Source organism: Streptomyces cavernicola, assembly GCF_029968035.1.
Taxonomy (GTDB): domain Bacteria; phylum Actinomycetota; class Actinomycetes; order Streptomycetales; family Streptomycetaceae; genus Streptomyces; species Streptomyces cavernicola.
Genome location: NZ_JASCIQ010000048.1, coordinates 1 through 20,672, shown reverse-complemented (window position 1 = coordinate 20,672; position 20,672 = coordinate 1). Strand labels below are relative to the sequence as shown.

General features: G+C 72.2%; 16 protein-coding genes. 14 read left to right on the top strand and 2 right to left on the bottom strand.

The window, feature by feature from the left end; translation table 11 throughout:
- Nucleotides 1-128 precede the first annotated feature (128 nt).
- The 5 genes from QIS96_RS32715 (at nucleotide 129) to obgE (ending at nucleotide 8,355) form a co-directional block, all read left to right on the top strand.
- Nucleotides 129-4,241 carry an Rne/Rng family ribonuclease gene (locus QIS96_RS32715; RefSeq protein WP_282546452.1) on the top strand — a complete coding sequence of 1,371 codons (4,113 nt, stop codon included), beginning with the start codon at nucleotides 129-131 and terminating at the stop codon, nucleotides 4,239-4,241.
- A 280-nt stretch (nucleotides 4,242-4,521) separates the two neighbouring features.
- On the top strand, nucleotides 4,522-5,895 hold the full coding sequence (locus QIS96_RS32710; RefSeq protein WP_282546451.1) for a phospholipase D-like domain-containing protein: 1,374 nt from the start codon (nucleotides 4,522-4,524) through the stop codon (nucleotides 5,893-5,895).
- A 236-nt stretch (nucleotides 5,896-6,131) separates the two neighbouring features.
- A complete protein-coding gene (gene rplU, locus QIS96_RS32705; RefSeq protein WP_161693665.1) occupies nucleotides 6,132-6,452 on the top strand; it encodes a 50S ribosomal protein L21 in 321 nt (106 codons plus the stop codon).
- A 14-nt stretch (nucleotides 6,453-6,466) separates the two neighbouring features.
- A complete protein-coding gene (gene rpmA / locus QIS96_RS32700) occupies nucleotides 6,467-6,721 on the top strand; it encodes a 50S ribosomal protein L27 (protein ID WP_282546450.1) in 255 nt (84 codons plus the stop codon).
- A gap of 194 nt (nucleotides 6,722-6,915) precedes the next feature.
- Nucleotides 6,916-8,355 (top strand): GTPase ObgE, encoded by a 1,440-nt coding sequence (gene obgE, locus QIS96_RS32695; RefSeq protein ID WP_282546449.1) that lies wholly within the window; start codon nucleotides 6,916-6,918, stop codon nucleotides 8,353-8,355.
- Nucleotides 8,356-8,509: 154 nt separating this feature from the next.
- Here obgE and QIS96_RS32690 read toward each other — a convergent pair whose 3' ends face one another.
- Complete coding sequence (locus QIS96_RS32690) at nucleotides 8,510-10,576, bottom strand: hypothetical protein (protein ID WP_282546448.1); 2,067 nt, start codon at nucleotides 10,574-10,576, stop codon at nucleotides 8,510-8,512.
- Between the two features lie 453 nt (nucleotides 10,577-11,029).
- On the opposite strand from QIS96_RS32690, the gene proB reads away from it, so the two are divergent.
- The 5 genes from proB to QIS96_RS32665 all read left to right on the top strand — a co-directional run bounded on the left by proB (nucleotide 11,030) and on the right by QIS96_RS32665 (nucleotide 16,325).
- On the top strand, nucleotides 11,030-12,136 hold the full coding sequence (gene proB / locus QIS96_RS32685) for a glutamate 5-kinase (RefSeq protein WP_282546447.1): 1,107 nt from the start codon (nucleotides 11,030-11,032) through the stop codon (nucleotides 12,134-12,136).
- A 285-nt stretch (nucleotides 12,137-12,421) separates the two neighbouring features.
- Nucleotides 12,422-12,910 carry a hypothetical protein gene (locus QIS96_RS32680; RefSeq protein ID WP_282546446.1) on the top strand — a complete coding sequence of 163 codons (489 nt, stop codon included), beginning with the start codon at nucleotides 12,422-12,424 and terminating at the stop codon, nucleotides 12,908-12,910.
- Between the two features lie 200 nt (nucleotides 12,911-13,110).
- Nucleotides 13,111-14,394 (top strand): glutamate-5-semialdehyde dehydrogenase, encoded by a 1,284-nt coding sequence (locus tag QIS96_RS32675; protein WP_282546445.1) that lies wholly within the window; start codon nucleotides 13,111-13,113, stop codon nucleotides 14,392-14,394.
- Nucleotides 14,395-14,518: 124 nt separating this feature from the next.
- Entirely contained in the window at nucleotides 14,519-15,145 is a 627-nt protein-coding gene (locus QIS96_RS32670) for an SCO2584 family spore wall biosynthesis protein (protein WP_456316899.1), read from the top strand.
- Nucleotides 15,146-15,218: 73 nt separating this feature from the next.
- Nucleotides 15,219-16,325, top strand: a complete 1,107-nt coding sequence (locus tag QIS96_RS32665) for an SCO2583 family membrane protein (protein WP_282546443.1) — start codon at nucleotides 15,219-15,221, stop codon at nucleotides 16,323-16,325.
- Between the two features lie 50 nt (nucleotides 16,326-16,375).
- Here the strand turns inward: QIS96_RS32665 and QIS96_RS32660 are convergent, their stop codons facing one another.
- Nucleotides 16,376-17,512, bottom strand: coding sequence for a M48 family metallopeptidase (locus QIS96_RS32660; protein ID WP_282546442.1), 1,137 nt, complete (start codon nucleotides 17,510-17,512; stop codon nucleotides 16,376-16,378).
- A gap of 142 nt (nucleotides 17,513-17,654) precedes the next feature.
- Here QIS96_RS32660 and QIS96_RS32655 point away from each other — a divergent pair, with 142 nt between their 5' ends.
- The 4 genes from QIS96_RS32655 to QIS96_RS32640 all read left to right on the top strand — a co-directional run bounded on the left by QIS96_RS32655 (nucleotide 17,655) and on the right by QIS96_RS32640 (nucleotide 20,604).
- The gene (locus tag QIS96_RS32655; protein WP_282546441.1) at nucleotides 17,655-17,831 is read left to right on the top strand and encodes a hypothetical protein; all 177 of its coding nucleotides are present in this window, start codon (nucleotides 17,655-17,657) and stop codon (nucleotides 17,829-17,831) included.
- A gap of 174 nt (nucleotides 17,832-18,005) precedes the next feature.
- Nucleotides 18,006-18,170 (top strand): hypothetical protein, encoded by a 165-nt coding sequence (locus QIS96_RS32650; RefSeq protein ID WP_282546440.1) that lies wholly within the window; start codon nucleotides 18,006-18,008, stop codon nucleotides 18,168-18,170.
- 54 nt (nucleotides 18,171-18,224) lie between these two features.
- Nucleotides 18,225-18,851, top strand: coding sequence for a nicotinate-nucleotide adenylyltransferase (gene nadD / locus QIS96_RS32645; protein ID WP_282546439.1), 627 nt, complete (start codon nucleotides 18,225-18,227; stop codon nucleotides 18,849-18,851).
- 16 nt (nucleotides 18,852-18,867) lie between these two features.
- Nucleotides 18,868-20,604 (top strand): LCP family protein, encoded by a 1,737-nt coding sequence (locus QIS96_RS32640; RefSeq protein ID WP_282546438.1) that lies wholly within the window; start codon nucleotides 18,868-18,870, stop codon nucleotides 20,602-20,604.
- Nucleotides 20,605-20,672: the final 68 nt, after the last annotated feature.

Here is a 20,672-nt window from a genome sequence, read left to right as displayed (position 1 = left end):
ACAGACAAAGAGAGCTCCCGTGCGGCGCCCGCGCCTACCGGACGGCGGCCCCGCGCACCGCGCGCCAGGCCGCGGACGTCACCGGTGCAAGGCGCGGCGCCCGGGAGCCTGACGGGAGAACCGCCCGCATGCTTGAGCCGAACGAATCCGGTGTGACCGGAGAGGCCGAAGAAACCAATAACGCTCCTGGCGACAAGCTGCCGCCGCGCCGTCGGCGCCGCGCCGCTTCCCGCCCGGCCGGACCGCCCACGGCGGCCGCCGAGACGACGCCGGCCGTGACCGCCGCCGTCGAGGACCCGGCGGAGGAGGAGACCGAAGAGGTCGAGGCCGCCGCCCCCGCCGCTGTCGAGCCGGAGCCGGCCGAGAGCGCCGCCCCGCCGCGCGCCCGGCGCCGTGCCACCCGCCGCGCCTCCGCGCCGGCCGGTGCGCCGAAGGCCGCCGACAAGCCTGCCGAGACCGCCGTGGCCGTCGCCTCCGAGGCCGCGCCCGCCCCGTCCGTGACCGCCGAGGTCCCGGCCGCTGCCGAAGCGCCCGCGGAGGCGCCCGCCGAGGACGCCGCCGCCGAGGACGCCGCCGCCGAGGACGCCGCCCCGCGCCGTACCCGTCGCCGTGCCACCCGCAAGGCGACCGCGCCCGCCGGTGCGCCGAAGGCCGCCGAAGAGGTCGAGGCCGCCACCCCCGCCGCTGCCGCTGAGCCCGTCGCGGAGCCCGTCGCCGAGGCGCCGGCCGCCGCCGCTGAAGCGCCCGCCGAGGACGCCGCCCCGCGCCGTAGCCGTCGCCGTGCCACCCGCAAGGTGAGCGCGCCCGTCGCCGAGGAGACGGCTGCCGTCGAGGCCGCGACCGCGCCCGCCGCGGACGTGCCGGTCGAGGCCGCCTCCGCCGACTCCGCCGAGTCCGTGGCCGCGCCCTCCGCCGAAGCGACTGCCGCTGAGGCTCCCGCCGAGGGTCCGAAGCGCGGCCGTCGCCGTGCCGCCCGTAAGGCGTCGTCGATCTTCTCCGAGCCGCGTGGCGCCGCCCGCGCTGAGCAGGAGGGCGAGGAGGCCGGCTCGCGCAAGCCGAAGCGGCCCGCCGTCGCCGTGTTCCAGGCGCCGGTGTTCACCGAGCCGATGTTCCAGACGCCGGAGCGCGCCGCCGCCGCGGCCGCCGCCGAAGCGGCCGAGGAGGCCGCCGAGGAGACCGCGCCGGTCGCCGCTGCCGCCCCGGTCGAGGAGGAGCCCGCCGCCGGCGGTCGCCGCCGTCGCCGTCGCCGTGGCGAGCCCGCCGAGCCGACCCCGGCCGTCGAGCAGGCCGAGGAGCCCGCCGAGGAGGAGCCGGCCGAGGCCGAGTCCGCCGAGGCCGAGTCCGCCGAAGGGGACGAAACGGACGAGCAGGGCGGCCGTCAGGGCCGTCGCCGCCGCCGGGGTGGCCGTCGCCGTCGCCGTGGCGAGTCCGCGGACCAGGACCACGAGGACGAGACCGCCGAGGAAGGCGCCGAGGCCGTCGCCGCCGAGCAGGCCGAGCAGGACGCCGAGGACACCGCGGAGCAGGCCGAGGAGGACGCCGAGGAGGAGCGTGCGGAGCGCGCCGAGTCCGGCGGTTCCGCCAGCAGCCGTCGCCGCCGTCGCCGTCGCCGTCGCGCCGGTGACTCGGCCGCGGAGGGCGAGCCGGGCGAGGGCGACCCGGAGCGCACGGTCGTCAAGGTCCGCGAGCCGCGGCCGAAGAAGGAGACCGAGCCGTCCGACGAGGTGCAGTCCATCAAGGGCTCGACCCGTCTGGAGGCCAAGAAGCAGCGCCGCCGCGAGGGTCGCGAGCAGGGCCGCCGCCGCGTGCCGATCATCACCGAGGCCGAGTTCCTGGCCCGCCGCGAGGCGGTCAACCGGGAGATGATCGTCCGGCAGAACGGCGACCGCACCCAGATCGGCGTGCTCGAGGACAACATCCTCGTCGAGCACTACGTCAACAAGGAGCAGTCGACCTCGTACGTCGGCAATGTCTACCTGGGCAAGGTGCAGAACGTCCTGCCGTCGATGGAGGCCGCCTTCATCGACATCGGCAAGGGCCGCAACGCCGTGCTCTACGCGGGCGAGGTCAACTTCGAGGCGCTCGGACTGGCCAACGGCCCGCGCCGGATCGAGACCGCCCTCAAGTCCGGCCAGTCCGTGCTCGTGCAGGTCACCAAGGACCCGATCGGTCACAAGGGCGCCCGCCTGACCAGCCAGGTCTCGCTGCCCGGCCGGTACCTGGTGTACGTGCCCGAGGGCTCGATGACCGGCATCAGCCGCAAGCTGCCCGACACCGAGCGCGCGCGTCTGAAGACCATCCTCAAGAAGATCGTCCCCGAGGACGCGGGCGTCATCGTGCGCACCGCCGCCGAGGGCGCGAGCGAGGACGAGCTGCGCCGCGACGTCGAGCGGCTGCAGGCGCAGTGGGAAGAGATCAAGAAGAAGTCGAAGCAGGCCTCGACGAGCTCGCCGAGCCTCCTGTACGGCGAGCCGGACATGACCGTCCGCGTCGTCCGCGACATCTTCAACGAGGACTTCTCCAAGGTCGTCGTCAGCGGTGACGAGGCCTGGGAGACCATCCACGGGTACGTCAACCACGTCGCGCCCGACCTCGCGGACCGGCTGCAGAAGTGGACGTCCGAGGTCGACGTCTTCGCCACGTACCGGATCGACGAGCAGCTCGCCAAGGCGCTCGACCGCAAGGTGTGGCTGCCCTCCGGCGGCTCCCTCGTGATCGACAAGACCGAGGCGATGGTCGTCGTCGACGTCAACACCGGCAAGTTCACCGGCCAGGGCGGCAACCTCGAAGAGACCGTGACCAGGAACAACCTGGAGGCGGCCGAGGAGATCGTGCGCCAGCTGCGCCTGCGCGACCTGGGCGGCATCGTCGTCGTCGACTTCATCGACATGGTCCTGGAGTCCAACAGGGACCTGGTCATGCGGCGCCTCCTCGAGTGCCTGGGACGGGACCGTACGAAGCACCAGGTCGCCGAGGTGACCTCGCTCGGCCTCGTGCAGATGACCCGTAAGCGCGTCGGGCAGGGGCTCCTGGAGTCCTTCTCCGAGACCTGCGTGCACTGCAACGGCCGCGGCGTGATCGTGCACATGGAGCAGCCGACCTCCGTCGGCGGTGGCGGCAAGCGCTCCAAGAAGCGCGGTCGCAAGGACGAGCACGTGCACGAGGCGCCGGCCGCCGAGAAGGCGGAGAGCGCCGAGGCCGAGACGGAGGCGGAGGTCGCCGCCGAGGCCGCGGCCCCGGCGAAGCTCGCCGAGCCGGAGTTCAAGCCGGACGAGGAGCTGTACAGCAGCGCTGCCGAGGCCGAGGCGGCCGCGTCCCGTGGCCGTTCGCGGCGCCGGGCCACGCGGAAGGCGACGGCCCCTGCCGGTGCCCCGAAGGCGGCGGAGGAGACCGCTCCGGCCGAGCCGTCCGAGCGGGCGGTGGCGAAGGCCGAGAAGAAGGCGCGGCGGGCCGAGCGCAAGGCGGCTGCCGCTGCTGAGGCCGAGGCTGAGGTCGAGCCCGCTCCGGCGGAGGCGGCTGCTCCTGCCGAGCCGGTCGCTCCGGTCGCCCCGGTCGCTCCGGTCGTGGAAGAGGCGGCTCCGGTCGCCGAGCCCGCCCCGGCCGCCGCCGAGGAGGCCGCGCCGAAGGGTCGTACGCGTCGTCGGGCCACGCGGAAGGCGACGGCGCCCGCCGGTTCGCCCAAGCCGTCCGAGGACGTGGCCGTGGCGGTCGTCGAGCCCACCGTGGTCGAGCCGGTCGTGGCCGAGGCCCCGGTGGCCGAGCCGAAGGCGGAGCCCGCGCCGGAGGCCGCTCCTGCCGAGGCCGCCGCTCCCGCGCGGCCGCGGCGCCGTGCGGTGCGCAAGGCGTCGGCGCCGACCGCTTCCGCTGAGGCGGCCGTCGTGGTCGTCCCCGCGGAGCAGCCGGCCGAGCCCAAGGCCGAGCCCAAGGCCGAGGCCGAGAAGGCTGAGGCACCTGCGGAGGCTCCCGTAGAGGCGACCGCTGAGGCTCCGGCCGAGGCCAAGCCCGAGGCGGAGGCCGCTCCGGCCAAGAAGGCGGTGAAGAAGACCACCGCCAAGAAGGCCGCGGCCAAGAAGGCGCCCGCCAAGAAGGCCGCCGCGAAGAAGACGGCAGCGAAGAAGACCACTGCCAAGAAGACGACGGCCAAGAAGACGGCCGCGAAGAAGACGGCGAAGAAGACCGCCGCGGCGGAGCAGCAGACCATTCCCTCCGTCTCGGCGTCCGCTTCGGCCGACGAGGGCTGACCGGACGGCGTACCGCCCGGCACCCGCTGACGACGGCGCCCCCGCACCCGGTGATTCCGGGGCGGGGGCGCCTCCGTTTTTTGCCCCCACAACTGCCCTGACCAGGACGGGAGTTGGCGCGGAAGTCCGTCCGCAGCGACGGTGGCTGCAACCCTCTACAACCGGCCGGACACTCTGTGTAAGACTCGTGAGTCACACACATGAGCCCACGGTTGTGTGTTCGAGAGCGGTGTCCGGGTGGGACGCGTGGCCGGGGGCAGGGGAGGGGATCGTCTTGCCCGTGCGCCCGAGAGACGCAGTACGGGACCCTGCGGCGAGGCTGCGCACCGGTGCGCGCGGCCTCGCCGTTTTCGTGACCGCCGTGTCCGCGGCGGGACTCCAGCTGACGGGGGCTCAACCGGCGGGCGCGGCAACCACGTCGACGGCCGAACCTCAGGCCCCGGCCGAGCCCCGGGCTCTGGCCGAGGGGCCGATCTTCAACGACCCGCTGGGCGGCACGACCGAGCAGTACGCGATACGCACACGCCTCGTCCACCTCACCGACTCCGCGCTCCCCGGCTCCACGATCAAGGTCGCCGTCTACCACGTGTGGGAGACCACGGTCGTCGACGCCCTGCTGCGCGCGCGGGCCCGCGGGGTCAACGTCCAGGTCCTGCTCGACGAGTCCAGCGTCAGCGACAACCCCACCAACCCCTCGTACGCCACCTTGAAGGCCGCGCTCGGATCGGACCGTACGAAGCCGTCGTTCGCGCTGCTCTGCCCGGCCGGGAAGTCCTGCCTCGGCGACCCGCAGTTCGGGAAGTCGATCATGCACAACAAGTTCTGGCTGTTCTCGGCGGTCGAGGGCGGGCGGAACGTGGTCGTGCAGACGACGACCAACTCGACCCCGTCGGCGAACACCAAGTTCTTCAACGACGCGCTGCAACTGCCGGACAACTCGGCGCTGTACGGCGCGTACTCCGCGTACTTCGCCGAGATGACCCGCAAGGACTGGGCGGCCTGGCGCTACCGCACGGTGACCGACTACCCCTACAAGGCGTACTACTTCCCGCGGGCCGGGACGACCGTCGAGACCGACACCGTGCACTCGATCCTCAACAACGTCACCTGCACGTACAAGGACTCCGCCGGCGTCACCCAGCGCACCAGGGTCCGCGTCGCCGTCTTCAAGCTGACCCGGCAGGTCATCGCCGACAAGCTGGTGGCCCTGAGGAAGGCCGGCTGTTCGGTGTACGTGACGTACGCGGAGACCGACAGCGCCGCGAGCCAGGGCGGGGTGAAGGGCACCTGGGAGGCGCTGCACACCTCCGGCGGGCCGTCCCTGCGCTGCTACAACGACGATCGGGACCCGCAGAACCCCGGTGAGAGGCTCGTCACGCCGTACCTCGTCCACAACAAGTACCTGCTGATCGACGGCGTGTACGTCGGCAAGCGGAACAAGGTCTCCTTCACCGGCTCCGGCAACCACACGGCGCCGGCGCTGCGGGAGAACGACGAGGCGATGGTGAAGGTCGACGACGACTCCGTGCACGACGCGTACCGGTCGCACTTCGACCGGCTGCGCAGCGTCGCCTGGCCGGGCGTCGACGACTCCACCGACCTGTGCAAAGGCGTGCGGTCACTGCCGCAGGACGGCGAGCGGCGCTTCGCGTGAGCGGCCCGGCTCGGTGGCGCGGAGCGGTGGTCCGGGGCCGGTTTGACCCTTCCGGGTGGGCCCCCGTAACCTTGGCCGTCGGCGTGTCCATTAGACGTGCCGCACCCCTGTAAACCTTTCTCCTCCTGGATCTCTGTCCGGGAGCCCCCCGCGCCTCGTGCCCGGGGGAGGCCGATCGCCTTCGCGAGCGGCTGGACTGCAGGGTCCCGTTTCGAGTCGTAGAGAGTGAGATCCGCGTGTACGCCATCGTGCGCAGCGGTGGCCGCCAGCACAAGGTTGCTGTCGGTGACATCGTTGAGGTTGACAAGATTTCCACCGCCAATGTCGGCGACACGGTCGAGCTCTCGACCCTGCTGCTCGTCGACGGCGAAGCTGTGACCAGCGACCCGTGGGTTCTGGCCGGCATCAAGGTCCAGGCCGAGGTCGTGGACCACCACAAGGGCGCGAAGATCGACATCCTGCGCTACAAGAACAAGACCGGTTACCGCCGTCGTCAGGGCCACCGCCAGCAGTACACGGCGATCAAGGTCACTGAGATCCCCACGGCTGCGAAGTAAGGGACTGAGGAGAGATGGCACACAAGAAGGGCGCATCGTCCACTCGGAACGGTCGCGATTCCAATGCTCAGCGGCTCGGCGTGAAGCGCTTCGGCGGTCAGGTCGTCAACGCCGGTGAGATCCTGGTCCGCCAGCGCGGCACCCACTTCCACCCGGGCGACTCGGTCGGCCGCGGCAAGGACGACACTCTGTTCGCGCTTGCCGCCGGTGCGGTGGAGTTCGGTACCCACCGTGGCCGCAAGGTCGTGAACATCGTTCCGGTCGCCTGAACCAAGGCACCGTAGAGCGAGTTCTCTCGCGGTTCTTCTCCGCGGTTCCCACCGCGGAACTCCGAGGGCGGACCTCACTTCTCGTACGGCACTCGTACGGGAAGCGGGTCCGCCCTCGGCGTGTTAGTAGAGAGACAGGCCCGTCAGACCTGTCAGACCCAGTCAGTCAGCAGTACCCCTGGAGGCACCGAACCATGACCACCTTCGTGGACCGCGTCGAGCTGCACATCGCCGCGGGTAACGGAGGTCACGGCTGTGCCTCCGTTCACCGGGAGAAGTTCAAGCCGCTCGGCGGCCCCGACGGCGGCAACGGCGGCCGGGGCGGCGACATCACGCTCGTCGTCGACCAGTCCGTGACCACCCTGCTCGACTACCACCACAGCCCGCACCGCAAGGCCACCAACGGCAAGCCCGGCGAGGGCGGCAACCGCGCAGGCAAGGACGGCCAGGACCTGGTTCTGCCCGTGCCGGACGGCACGGTCGTCCTCGACCGGCAGGGCAACGTCCTCGCGGACCTCGTCGGCCAGGGCACCTCGTACGTCGCCGCGCAGGGCGGCCGGGGCGGGCTCGGCAACGCCGCCCTCGCCTCCGCCCGCCGCAAGGCGCCCGGCTTCGCGCTGCTCGGCGAGCCCGGCCAGACCGGCGAGATCGTCCTGGAACTGAAGACCGTCGCGGACGTGGCGCTCGTCGGCTACCCGAGCGCGGGCAAGTCCTCGCTGATCTCCGTGCTCTCCGCCGCCAAGCCGAAGATCGCGGACTACCCGTTCACGACGCTCGTGCCCAACCTCGGTGTGGTGACGGCCGGTTCGACCGTCTACACCATCGCGGACGTGCCCGGTCTCATCCCCGGCGCCAGCCAGGGCAAGGGCCTGGGCCTGGAGTTCCTGCGGCACGTCGAGCGCTGCTCGGTCCTCGTGCACGTACTCGACACGGCGACCCTGGAGTCCGAGCGCGACCCGGTCTCCGACCTCGACGTCATCGAGGCGGAGCTGAAGGAGTACGGCGCGGGCCTGGAGAACCGCCCGCGGCTCGTCGTCCTCAACAAGATCGACGTGCCCGACGGCAAGGACCTGGCCGACATGGTCCGGCCCGACCTGGAGGAGCGCGGCTACCGCGTCTTCGAGGTGTCCGCGGTCGCGCACACCGGGCTCAAGGAGCTGTCGTACGCCCTCGCCGAGCTGGTGGGCGCCGCGCGCGCCGCGAAGCCGGTCGAGGAGGCGACCCGGATCGTCATCCGCCCGAAGGCCGTGGACGACGCCGGCTTCACCGTCGTACAGGAAGAGGACGGACTCTTCCGGGTGCGCGGCGAGAAGCCGGAGCGCTGGGTGCGGCAGACCGACTTCAACAACGACGAGGCCGTGGGCTACCTCGCCGACCGGCTCGAACGCCTCGGTGTCGAGGCCGAGTTGATGAAGGCGGGCGCCCGCACCGGCGACGGCGTCGCCATCGGCCCCGAGGAGAACGCGGTCGTCTTCGACTGGGAGCCGACGGTGGCCTCCGGTGCGGAGATGCTCGGCCGCCGTGGCGAGGACCACCGCTTCGAGGCGCCGAGGCCTGCGGCGCAGCGGCGTCGGGACAAGCAGGCGGAGCGGGACGAGGCGGAGCAGGAGTTCGACGAGTTCAAGCCGTTCTAGGCTTTCGTGCGTACGTAAGAGGGCGGCACCCGGGAAGTTCCGGGTGCCGCCCTCTTGGTGTTGCTCCAGCTTGTCGTTCAGCGCACTCGGCGCCGTGGTGTTGTGCCCACCCGTTCCGCCCTGCGGAACGATTGCCCACAACAGGCCAAGGAGATCAGGCGCTGACCTCTTCGGCGTCCGCGTCTTCCTCTGTTGCTGCTTCCGCCGTGCGCTGGGCCGGGATCTCCGAGACCAGGCGGGCCTCCGTGCGGGCGCGGCGGGCGTCGGCCTCGGCGCACAGGGCGCGGATCGCGGCGTTGAAGCGGTCGATGGACGGCGGGTCCGACGGGCCGAGCAGGTGCTCCTTGAGCTCGGCGCGGGAGCCGGCGTGCGGGTCCTGCGCCGGGTTGCGCACCGACTCCATGAGCGCGGGCACGCCGTCCGCCTCGGGGGTGAGGATCGTGGCCGCGCGCACCGTCGGGAAGCCCGAGCGGAACTCGGCCTCGGACAGGCCCGAGGTGTTGGCGACCGCGTACGGCTTCTCGCTGCTCAGCCAGTCCGAGACCACCGAGGAGACGTCGCTGATCAGCAGGTCGGCCTGGTTGAAGCAGGAGAAGATCGGCGGGCGGGCGCTGGTGATGATCTGGTGCTCCCACTCCGGGAACGAGCTCCAGTACGCCGCCTCCCAGGCCGCCGTCGCCGCGGCCACGGCCGCCTCGCGGTCCTCGGCCGGCGCGGTCTGCAGCATCATCCGCTCCTGCTCGTCGGTTCCGGTGCGGAACGACGACGAGGTGAGCGCGTCCAACTCGGCGGTGCGCAGGGCGAGTTCCTCGGCGGCCTCGGGGCCGGGCCGGGCGCCGGTGCGCTGCGCGGCGGCCTCGCGGATCATCGCCTTGATGCGGTCGTTGGCGGCGCCGGCGGCCGGGTTCTGCGAGCCCGTCATCGGGTGCGGCTTGTAGAGCAGCCGGACCTTCGGGTCGGCGAGCAGCTCGCGCACGATGTTCTCGCCGGCGAGGACCACCGAGGTGTTGCCCGGGTTGCCGTCCCAGCCCTCCCAGGTGGGGGCGTACAGGACCGTCGTGTACTCGCCGGTGGGGGCGCCCGCGTACGGGCGGATCGGGGAGAGCTGCGGGCGGCCGACCTCCACGACGTCCTTGTCGTCGACGCCGATGTCCGCGAGCTGGTAGCGGTCGCGGGCGGCGGGGCCCGCGACCCAGACCTCGTCGTAGGCCTTCGCGTACGGGTTGCAGGAGGAGAGCTTGTCGCTCTCGCCGTGGTTGATGAACGCGTGCTTCAGGGTGGGGATGCGCAGCACCTGCGAGGTCTTCGCGGCGTTGGCCGGGTGCAGCATCATCTTCAGCGTCGAGTCCTCCAGGGCGAACATGTTCGCGACCTTGGGGACGCACAGGATCGGCACGTCGGTGGCGTCGATCTTCTGCACCATGAAGCGCTCACGCAGCACGATCAGCGGCTTGCCGTCGACCTTGGCGAGCGTGGAGAGCCACATGTTCGCCTGGTACGCGGAGGTGGTGCCGCCGGAGAAGTACATGGCGACGGTCGGCTTGTACTCGTCGAGCCAGGCCGAGAGCCACTCCATGACCTTCTCGTCGTTGACGCGGCGCTTCTTCGGCAGCATCCAGGTGGCCAGGTAGGCGGTGCCGCCGGCCATCAGGGCGAGCGAGATGCCGACGCCGACGGCGCCCGCGAACACGGTCTTGGTGAGCGCCGAGACCATCAGGCCGACCGTCGCGGGGGCCGAGAAGACAAGGAGGCGGTGGGCCTGGCGGCGGGCCAGGATGCGCGGCGGGGCGGCGCTCAGGTGCAGGGCCGAGGCGTCGATGTTGCGCGTGACGATCGGCAGCTGGCGGCTGCGCCGGACCAGTACGGCCAGGGCCTGGCAGACGAAGTGCGCCAGGTAGAAGGTGAGCAGCGCGATGGTGAGCGGGGCCTGCTCGTTGAGCGGGTTTATCCCGGGCAGGCGGAGCAGGCCGACCACGATCAGCATGTCGCGCAGGAGCTGCCGCACCGTCACGTCGAAGCGGATCTTGCCGAGCAGGGCGAGCAGACCCGGACGCTTGTACTGCAGGTACGTGTCGAGGGCCAGACCCCCGGCGCTCGCTACGACGAAGACGGGCAGGTTCGGCAGCAGAGCGCTGGCGAGCTGCGCCGTGAAGAGCGCGAACATCGTGAAGAGCGTGAGTAGCTGCACGACGCGGCGGGTGGCGAGTCCGGCGGAGGGCACGGGCTGGGCTCCTGGCAAAGTTCGGATGGGGGGATGCGGTGGAAACGGTCCCCGTCACGACGCCGTGGGGGAGGGCCGAGCGGGGAAGGCTGACCCCTGACCGTATGACCATCGGCGCTGCCTGAGCAATCTTCCGTGACAACTATCACCGGATACCGGGGCAAAGCGACTGAACCCGTGAGTGAGGCCGGCCGTCCCGCCCCCGAGCTGCCGGAACCCTCGCCTCCGCCCGCGCCGACGATGAGCCGGCACCGGCGCCGACCGCGGACCGGTGCCCGCGCCGCCCACGGGTCGGAATGCGCGGGCGGCCGCCCGCCCCTCTCACGTAGATTGCGGGAGCAGGGATCGTCACCGGTCGTGGCCAGTGGTTCGGCACTGGCCGTAGAACGTCGCCGGTAGGGCAGCAGGGGAACGCAAGTGTCAGGCGCAGCGTCAGGCGTAGCAAGGAAGAGCGTGGCCGAGGCCCGTCGCATCGTGGTGAAGGTGGGCTCCTCCTCGCTCACCACCGCGGCCGGCGGCCTCGACGCGGACCGGGTGGACGCCCTCGTCGACGTCCTCGCCAAGTCCCGCAGCGGCGGTGAGAAGGAGATCGTCCTGGTCTCCTCCGGCGCCATCGCCGCCGGGCTCGCCCCGCTCGGCCTGCGCCGCCGACCGCGCGACCTGGCCCGCCAGCAGGCCGCGGCCAGCGTCGGCCAGGGCCTGCTCGTCGCCCGCTACACCGCCTCCTTCGCGCGCTACGGCGTACGCGTCGGCCAGGTCCTGCTCACCAGCGACGACATGGCCCGCCGCGCCCACCACCGCAACGCTTCGCGCACGCTCGACCAGCTCCTCGCCATGGGCGCGCTGCCGATCGTCAACGAGAACGACACGGTGGCGACGGACGAGATCCGCTTCGGCGACAACGACCGCCTCGCCGCCCTCGTCGCCCACCTGGTCCGCGCCGACCTGCTCGTGCTGCTCTCCGACGTGGACGGGCTCTACGACGGCGACCCGGCGAAGCCCGGCACCTCGCGCATCGAGGAGGTCCGCGGGCCCGCCGACATAGAGCACGTCCAGATCGGCAGCGCCGGCAAGGCGGGCGTCGGCACCGGCGGCATGGTCACCAAGGTCGAGGCCGCCCGGATCGCGGCCGCCGCCGGCATCCCCGTCGTCCTCACCTCCGCGGTGCACGCCGCGGACGCGCTCGCCGGGCGGGACACCGGCACCCACTTCCACAGCACCGGGCGGCGCTCCGCCGACCGCCTGCTCTGGCTGCAGCACGCCTCCACCCCGCAGGGCGCGCTCACCCTGGACGACGGCGCGGTGCGCGCGGTCTGCGAGCGGCGTACGTCGCTGCTGCCCGCCGGCATCCAGGCGGTCGAGGGCGAGTTCAGCGCGGGCGACCCGGTCGAGCTGCGGGACGCCGAGGGGCATGCGGTCGCCCGCGGCCTGGTCAACTTCGACGCCAAGGAGATCCCGCAGCTCATCGGCCGCTCCACCCGCGAGCTGGCCAAGGAGCTGGGTCCGGCGTACGAGCGGGAGGTCGTGCACCGGGACGACCTGGTGCTGCTGCACGGCTGAGGTGCGTGCGTATCGCGTGACGGACGGGCGCGCGTCGCCGGAAACCGCCGGAAGCCGGGGGAGGCCGGGGGGAAGTCCGGGGGAAGCTGCAACAGCCTGTTGACGCCATACGTGCAGCTGGAACGCCGATCCGGCCGAAACAGCGCGCCCTGGGCGGGGGACCTTCCGTAAAAACCCCACGCGAAGCGCCCCGGCCTGTTCAACTTTGTTGCGGGGCAATTGTTTGCGGGGCAGTGACGCGGGCGGGGCAGGTCCGCACGACGAAGGCAGAGCAGGAGGCCGCCGGTGAGACGAGCGCGCCCTGGGGCGGCGTCCCGAGGCGGGGAGCGGGCCCTGACGAGCGTCAGGACGGGCGACGCCCCCGCGGACCCGGACGAGCGGACCGAGCCGACGAGCGAGCCGGCGGAGCAGAAGCGGCGGGCGCCCGCCGACGAGCCCCGCCTGTGGCACGTGACCCTGAGCGTCTCGGGCCCCGCGACCCCGCTCCCGGACATCAGGCGGGGCCTCGAACAGCTCGCCCACGACCACCCGTTCCTGCTGACCAGCCGGTACGCGAACGACCACGCCGAGATCCGGTACTGGGAGGAGGCCCGTGACCTGCACGACGCGGCCGCCGTCGCCCTGCGGCTGTGGGGCGAGCACCGGCAGAGCGCACAGCTGCCGCCGTGGGAGATCGTCGGCCTCGAGGTGATCGACCGCGAGACGTACCACCAGCGCATCGCCGAGGGCTACGGCCCACCGCCTGCGGCCCCCGTGGGCGTCCACCCGTTCTGAACGGCTCCCTTTCCGGCCACCACCCGGCACCGGATCCGGCCGACCTGCGGGGGAGGCGGGGAGGCGGGGAGGCGGGGATGCGGCGCCGCCTCGCGGTGGTGCCCCCTGCCGACCCGCCCCCGTCTCACCTCACATCTCGGAACATCTCGGAGTGCGGAACAGCTGCCGGAACCGGTGAGCGGCCCCGTTACCCTGCGAGCATGACCTCGCTCTCCCCGTACGCCGACATGTCCCCGGTCGCCCAGGCCGCCTACCGCGCCCGCGCCGCGGCCGCCGACATCGCGCCGCTGCCACGGGCCGCCAAGGACGACGCGCTGCTCGCCATCGCGGACGCCCTCGAAGTGCGGACGAAGGAGATCGTCGAGGCCAACGCCGAGGACATCGCCAAGGCCCGCGCCGCCGGCACCAGCGAGTCCATCGTCGACCGCCTCACCCTCACCCCCGAGCGCGTCCGCGCCATCGCCTCCGACGTGCGCGACGTCGTGGCCCTGCCCGACCCGGTCGGCGAGGTCGTGCGCGGCTCGACCCTGCCCAACGGCATCGACCTGCGCCAGGTGCGCGTCCCGCTCGGCGTCGTCGGGATCATCTACGAGGCCCGGCCCAACGTCACCGTCGACGCCGCCGCCCTCTGCCTCAAGTCCGGCAACGCGGTGCTGCTGCGCGGCTCGTCCTCCGCGTACCACTCCAACACCGCCCTCGTCCGCGTGCTGCGCGACGCCGTCGGCGGCGCCGGTCTGCCGGCCGACGCCGTGCAGCTCGTGCCCGGCGAATCCCGGGACTCCGTACGGGAGTTGATGCGCGCCCGCGGCCTCGTCGACGTGCTGATCCCGCGCGGCGGCGCCTCCCTCATCCGTACCGTCGTCGAGGAGTCCACGGTCCCCGTCATCGAGACCGGCACCGGCAACTGCCACGTCTACGTGGACGCCCACGCCGACCTCGACATGGCCGTCGACATCCTGATCAACTCCAAGGCCCAGCGCCCCAGCGTCTGCAACGCCGCCGAGACCCTCCTCGTGCACGCCGACATCGCCGAGGCCTTCCTGCCGCGCGCCCTCGACGCCCTCGCGCAGGCCGGAGTGACCGTGCACGCAGACGAACGCGTCCAGGCGTACGCCGAGAAGTCCGAGGCCACCGTCGTGCCCGCGACGCCGGAGGACTGGGAGACCGAGTACCTCTCGTACGACATCGCCGCCGCCGTCGTCGACTCCCTCGACAAAGCCGTCGAGCACATCCGGCTCTGGACCTCCGGGCACACCGAGGCCATCGTCACCACCTCGCAGCAGGCCGCCCGCCGCTTCACCCAGCTGGTCGACTCCACCACCGTCGCCGTGAACGCCTCCACGCGGTTCACCGACGGCGGCCAGTTCGGCTTCGGCGCCGAGATCGGTATCTCCACGCAGAAGCTGCACGCCCGCGGCCCGATGGGCCTGCCCGAGCTGACCTCGACCAAGTACATCGTCACCGGCGACGGCCACACCCGCTGAGCCCGTCCCGTACGCACGGGCAGGGCGTACGCGCCTGGGCGGCGGGTGCCCGTCGGCGCGTATACAAAGCGGCGAATTCCCTTACGCCCTGCCCAAATTGACCCCCCAGGTCTACTCTGGACCCGTGCCGGAGGACGTGGGGGGCACGCCGTCACCGGACGGCCGGGAGCCCGACGACGACCGCGACCACGGACGTGCGGACGAGGAGTTCGCCGCCGTGGTCTTCGACGAGGACTTCGTCCGCTCCGCCGCCTTCCACGAGCCCAGCGCCGTGGAGCGCCTGCTCGCCGCGGCCGAGGCCCGAGCCGAGGCCGAACACCGTCGGTACAGGGACGAATCCGGCCACGATCCGGAACGCGGCGATCCGTCCGACCCGCACCGCCCTCGCGGCTCGTACCACCCCCACGACGCCTACGACGCGTACGACGCCTACGACCCGTACGGCCACGGGCCCGGCGGCTGTGTCGCCCACGGTTCCGAGGAGTGCACCGAGTGCGACAAGACGGGCGGGAACGGTGCGGGGCGGCGCGCTCCGGGGCGCTGGCACCGGCCCGTCGCCTGGGTCCTCGCCCTCGTCATGGGCATCGGCATGGTCGCCCTAGCCTTCAGCGCCGTGTACCGCGGCAACTCCTCGGGCCGCCAGGATCCGGGCCCGCCGCCCGCCACCAGCGGAGTGGACCGCACCCCCTCCGCGCCGGCCGGCCCCGCCGTCCCGTCCCTGCACGCCGACCGCTCCGCGCCCGCGCCGTAAGTTCTTTGCCGCTGCGGGAAGTTGACGCGTACCAGCGCGTTTACCCGAGGGCCCGGCGACCTACCCTGAAAGTATGGCCGGGCCTGGAGACCCACCTGAGGGCACACCCGAAGGCACACCAGAAGGCGTCCCCGGTGGAGGCGAGGAAGAGTACCGATCCGTCGTCTTCGACGAGTCGTTCGTACGCGCTGCCCGCCTCCAGGAGTTCTCGGCGAGCGAGCGCGTCGGCGAGCACGCGCCGGCCGTCCGCCGCCGCCCCACCGCCGCCGCGGCCGCGGCCCACAGGCTGTCCCGGCAGGCCCTGATCCTCGTCCTGCTGATCGTGGTCGCCTTCGCCACGGCGATCTTCATGGGCGTACGCAACCCGGCCCCGCCCCCTCGCCACCGGCCCGCCGACCCGCTGCGCACGACCGTCGTCCCGCTCGCGCCGCGCGGGGTCGTGCCCGGCGCGCAGGACGCCGCCGCGCTGTTCGCCCGCAGCCCCGCCGCCGAGTACAAGGCCGGGGCCGCCGGGATCGGGCTGCCCGCCGCACGCCGCACCGCGCACTTCTCCGACAGCCAGGTCCTCACCGCGCTGACCACCGCCAAGGACTACCTCGTGGCGTCCTCCCTCGACCCCGACGCGCTCACCGGCGACGAGGTGCGCTCGGTGCGGATCCTGCTCGACCCGGACCAGCTCGATCAGTTCGACCGCAGCTTCGAGCGGCCCGCCGCCGACGGCCGGCACACCGCCACCGGCTGGCTCGTCCGCTTCGACCCCAAGCACACCGAGCTCGCCGACCAGCGCGTCCGCGTCCACGGCAGCCTGCACGTCGACGAGGTGAACTCCGAGCTCATCGACGTGACCGCCGAGCACACCTTCGTCTACGCCGTACGCCCCGCCACAGACGAGAACGGCGACGGCGAGCGCGCCAGCCTCTTCACCGTCCACCGCGTGCTGCACTTCCGCTTCGACCGCGAGGACCTCCAGCGCCAGCGCACCGAACTGCTCACCTCGCACGTCCAGGCCGGGCCGCTCTCCTGCGCGACCGCCTCGGCCGACCGGCTGCGGCCCCTGCTCGCCGGGCAGACGGCGAAGCCGGGCGGCCCCGCGGCGACCGACCCGTACGCGAGCGGAGCGCACGACACGGCGCTGTGCGGCACGCTCGCCGACTCGGCCCAGCCTTCGCCGGGGTCGTGAGGCCGGGCTCGTGAGCGGGAGCTGCGCCCCCTGTCCGTACGGCGTACGCCTTACGCGCGCCCCTCGCTGTCGTCTCGGCCGTCCTGGTCGCCCCTGTCGCCGCGGTCGTCCTCGCCGCTGGGCGTGCCGGGTGCGCCGGACGCGCCGGACGTGCCGGAACCCGCCCCCGTGAACTTGTCCCGCAGCTTGCCGCCCAGGTCGCCCGCGCCGCCCGCGATGTCCGAGACCAGCTTCATCAGCGGGTCCTTGGACGTACGCACCTCACTGGCGTAGCTCGACGCGGACTGGCGGAAGGAGTCGGAGACCGAGGTGTCCTTGTCCTCGTCCCGCTTCGGGTAGTGGCCGTCCATGATCCGCTGGTAGTCGCGCGACTCGGACCAGCGCTTCAGCTCGGCCGCGCGCACCGTGGTGAAGGGGTGCGAACGGGGCAGGACGTTCAGGATCTTCAGGACCGAGTCGCGCAGGTCGCCGCCCGCCTCGTACTCCTCGGCCTGCTCCAGGAACGCGTCCACGTTCATCTCGTGCAGGTGGTTGCCGCCCGCGATCTTCATCAGGCCGCGCATCGACGCCTGCAGATCCTGGCCGACGAGCAGGCCCGCGCGGTCCGCCGACAGTTCCGACTTGCGGAACCACTCGCGCAGCGCCGTCACGATCGCCATGATCGCGACGTTGCCCAGCGGGATCCACGCCACCTTCAGGGCGAGGTTGGTGAGGAACAGCAGGATCGTGCGGTACACCGAGTGGCCGGAGAGGGCGTGGCCCACCTCGTGGCCGACGACGGCGCGCATCTCCTCCTCGTCGAGCAGCTCCACCAGGCCCGTGGTGACGACGATGATCGGCTCGTCCAGGCCGATGCACATCGCGTTCGGCTTCGGGTCCTGGTTGACGTACATCGGCGGGACCTTCTCCAGGTCCAGGATGTAACAGGCGTCGCGCAGCATGGTGTTGAGGTGCGCGAACTGGGCGTCGCTGACCCGCACCGAGTCCGACAGGAAGAGCAGCCGCAGACTGCGCTCGGGCAGCAGCCCGCTGAGCGCCTTGAACACCGTGTCGAACCCGCTGAGCCGGCGCAGGGCCACCAGCGCCGAGCGGTCCGCCGGGTGTTCGTACGCCCGCGAGGAGATCCCGGGGAAGCGGCGGCGCTGCCGGCCGGGGAGATTCTCGTGGCTTCCGGAGTTCTCGGTCATGTGGCCCCCAATTTCTGCGGCTGGTCCCGCCCCCCAAGAACGTCCAGCCTATGCGTTTCGGTTCCATCGCGACGGGGTCGCATCGATCCACTTTTCCGCGCGGGCTACGGTGGCCGGGCAGCACACCGAAGGAGTACGCGCCATGGAGTACGCCCCCACCGCCCTGCAGGCCGCCGCCGAGCTCGCGGCGAAGGATCAGGGGCCGGGCGACACCCTGCGCATCGTCCTCGTCGTCTCCCTCGTCGGCGCCGCCCTGCTCGCCTGGTTCCTGCTCCGCGGCTACGGGAAGGGCGCGGACGACGACCGCGACGACTCCTGAGCCCGGCCCTGAGCCCCGGCCCTTCCTGAGCCCGGCCCTGAGCCCCGGCCCTGAGGCCGTCGCGTACCGCCCCGGGGCCCCGATGCCTGAGTCGGCGTGAGCGCCCGCGAGGCGCCCGCATACGATGTGCGGGAAGTCTCAACCCCGCTCCCACCCGGATAGGTCCTGCCGACGATGAGCCTCCACACCACCGCAGCCCAGCTGGTCACCCTCGCCTCCGGCGGCGGTGAGCACGTAGACGAGCACGCGAGCATCAGCCCTTACGTCACCGGCGGTGGCGCCCTCGTGGTGCTGCTCCTGCTCCTCTGGATCACCACCCGCTTCAACCGCGACCGCTGAGCCGTATCCCACCGCCGACAGGGCACTTGCCTGAGGCCGGTAGGGTCTGCACGCATGGGAGAGCAGGACATGCCTACCGGCCCGTCGCACTCGGGCAAGCGCCGTCTCGGCGTCATGGGCGGAACATTTGACCCGATCCATCACGGGCACCTGGTGGCCGCCAGCGAGGTGGCCGCCCAGTTCCACCTCGACGAGGTCGTGTTCGTGCCCACCGGACAGCCGTGGCAGAAGAGCCACAAGGCCGTCTCCCCGGCCGAGGACCGCTACCTCATGACGGTCATCGCGACCGCCGAGAACCCGCAGTTCTCGGTCAGCCGCATCGATATCGACCGCGGTGGACCGACGTACACGATCGACACTCTGCGCGATCTGCGCGCGCTCAACCCCGACACGGATCTGTTCTTCATCACCGGCGCCGACGCACTCGGCCAGATCCTCACCTGGCGGGACGCGGAGGAACTCTTCGCCCTCGCGCACTTCATCGGCTGCACCCGGCCGGGCCACCACCTCTCGGACGACGGACTTCCGGAAGGCGGCGTCTCGCTCGTCGAGGTGCCCGCCCTCGCGATCTCCTCGACGGACTGCCGCTCGCGGGTCGCCAAGGGCGAACCCGTCTGGTATCTGGTGCCGGACGGCGTGGTGCGCTACATCGACAAGCGCGAGCTGTACCGCGGCGAGTGAGCCGAGAGGGGCACCGGTGAACGACCGACAGCAGGACCCTTACGACCCGTACGCCGACGGCCGCTACGAGATCGTCGGCTACGACGAGTACGGGCAGCCGGTGTACCAGCAGGTCGCACCCCAGCAGGTGCAACAGCCCCCGCAACAGCCCCAGGGTTACGACCCGTACGCCGCGCAGCAGCAGCAACAACCGCAGGGCTACGGCTACGACCCGTACGCCGAGCAGTCCGCCTACGACAACGGCCCCTACGCGCAAGGCGGTTACGGGCAGGGCGGATACGACGCCGGGCAGGGCCCTCAGGCGTACGACCAGGGGCAGGGCGCCGCGTACGACCCGTACGGGCAGGCCCCAGGGACCGCGCCGCAGCAGCGCGTCGAGGAGCAGACCGCCTGGGTACCGCAGCAGCGGCCGGAACCCCCTGAGGCCGAGGCACCGCCGCCTACGCCTGCCGGAACGCCTCGGGGTGAGGCGCCGAGCAACGGGGCACCGCGCGCGGAGGGCGAGTACCGCACCGAGCAGTTCCAGTTCGTCGAGGACCCGGACGACGAGTCCGAGGACGTCATCGACTGGCTGAAGTTCACCGAGTCCCGCACCGAGCGCCGAGAGGAGGCCAAGCGCCGCGGCCGCAACCGGGTGGTCGCCCTCGTCGTGGTCCTCGCGCTCGCCCTGACCGGCGGCGTCGGCTACCTCTGGTACGCGGGCAAGCTCCCCGGCCTGTCCGGCTCGGAAGGCGGCCCCGCGGCGGCGGACGGCCCGCAGAAGCGCGACGTGATCGTGCTCCACCTGCACAACACCAAGGCGCGCGGGACGTCCACCGCCCTGCTCGTCGACAACACCACCACCGGGCAGGGCTCCACCGTCCTGCTGCCCAACTCCCTTGCCGTGACCGACGAGGAGGGCGCCGCCACCACCCTCGGCAAGTCCGTCGACGAGGACGGCGCCGGCGGCACCCGCGAGGCCATCGACACGCTCCTCGGCACCCGCATCGAGGGCACCTGGCGGCTGGACACCCCGTACCTCAACAACCTCGTCGAACTCGTCGGCAACATCGACATCGACACCGATGCGAACGTGCCGGACCCCGAGGCGAAGAATAAGGGCGAGGCACCGCTCGTCAAGAAGGGCGAGAAGCAGACCCTGAGCGGCCCGATGGCTGTGGCGTACGCCACCTACAGGGCGCCGGGCGAGAGTGAGACGGCGCAGCTGCAACGGTTCGGCGCGGTCATGCACGGCGTGCTGCGGAAGATCTCCAGCGACCCGGACGCGGCCACCACGACCGTCAAAACCCTCACTCAGATCCTCGATCCGTCTCTCAAGGAGAACGATCTGGGCGCCTCGCTCGCGAAGCTCGCCGAGCACGCGAAAACCGGTGCCTATAAGACGTCGGTTCTGCCCGTGCAGCAGGACGGCACCCTCACCGAGCAGGCCACCCGGGCCGTGGTCAAGGACGTGCTGGGCGGCAAGGTCAAGAGCCCCGACCAGGGCGACGCGGTCCGCATCAGCCTCTCCGGCGGTGCGCAGGCCGTGCAGCGCGCGCGCGTGGACCTCGTCAACGGCGGCTGGGCGGTGGTCCAGGGCAACACCGCCGGGGGCACGGTGTCGCAGATCACCTATGCCGACGCCGCCCAGAAGGCGCAGGCCGAGGAGGTCGCCAAGACCCTCGACCTGCCGAGCAGCGCCGTCAGGAAGGGCAAGGTGGCGGCGAACGCGGACGTCTCAGTCGCCCTCGGCGCCGACTACAGGGCGGGCTGAACCGCCCGCCCAGGCGCGCCCCGTACCACCTCGGGCCCCCGGGGGGCCGCCGCGGGGCCCCCGGGGCC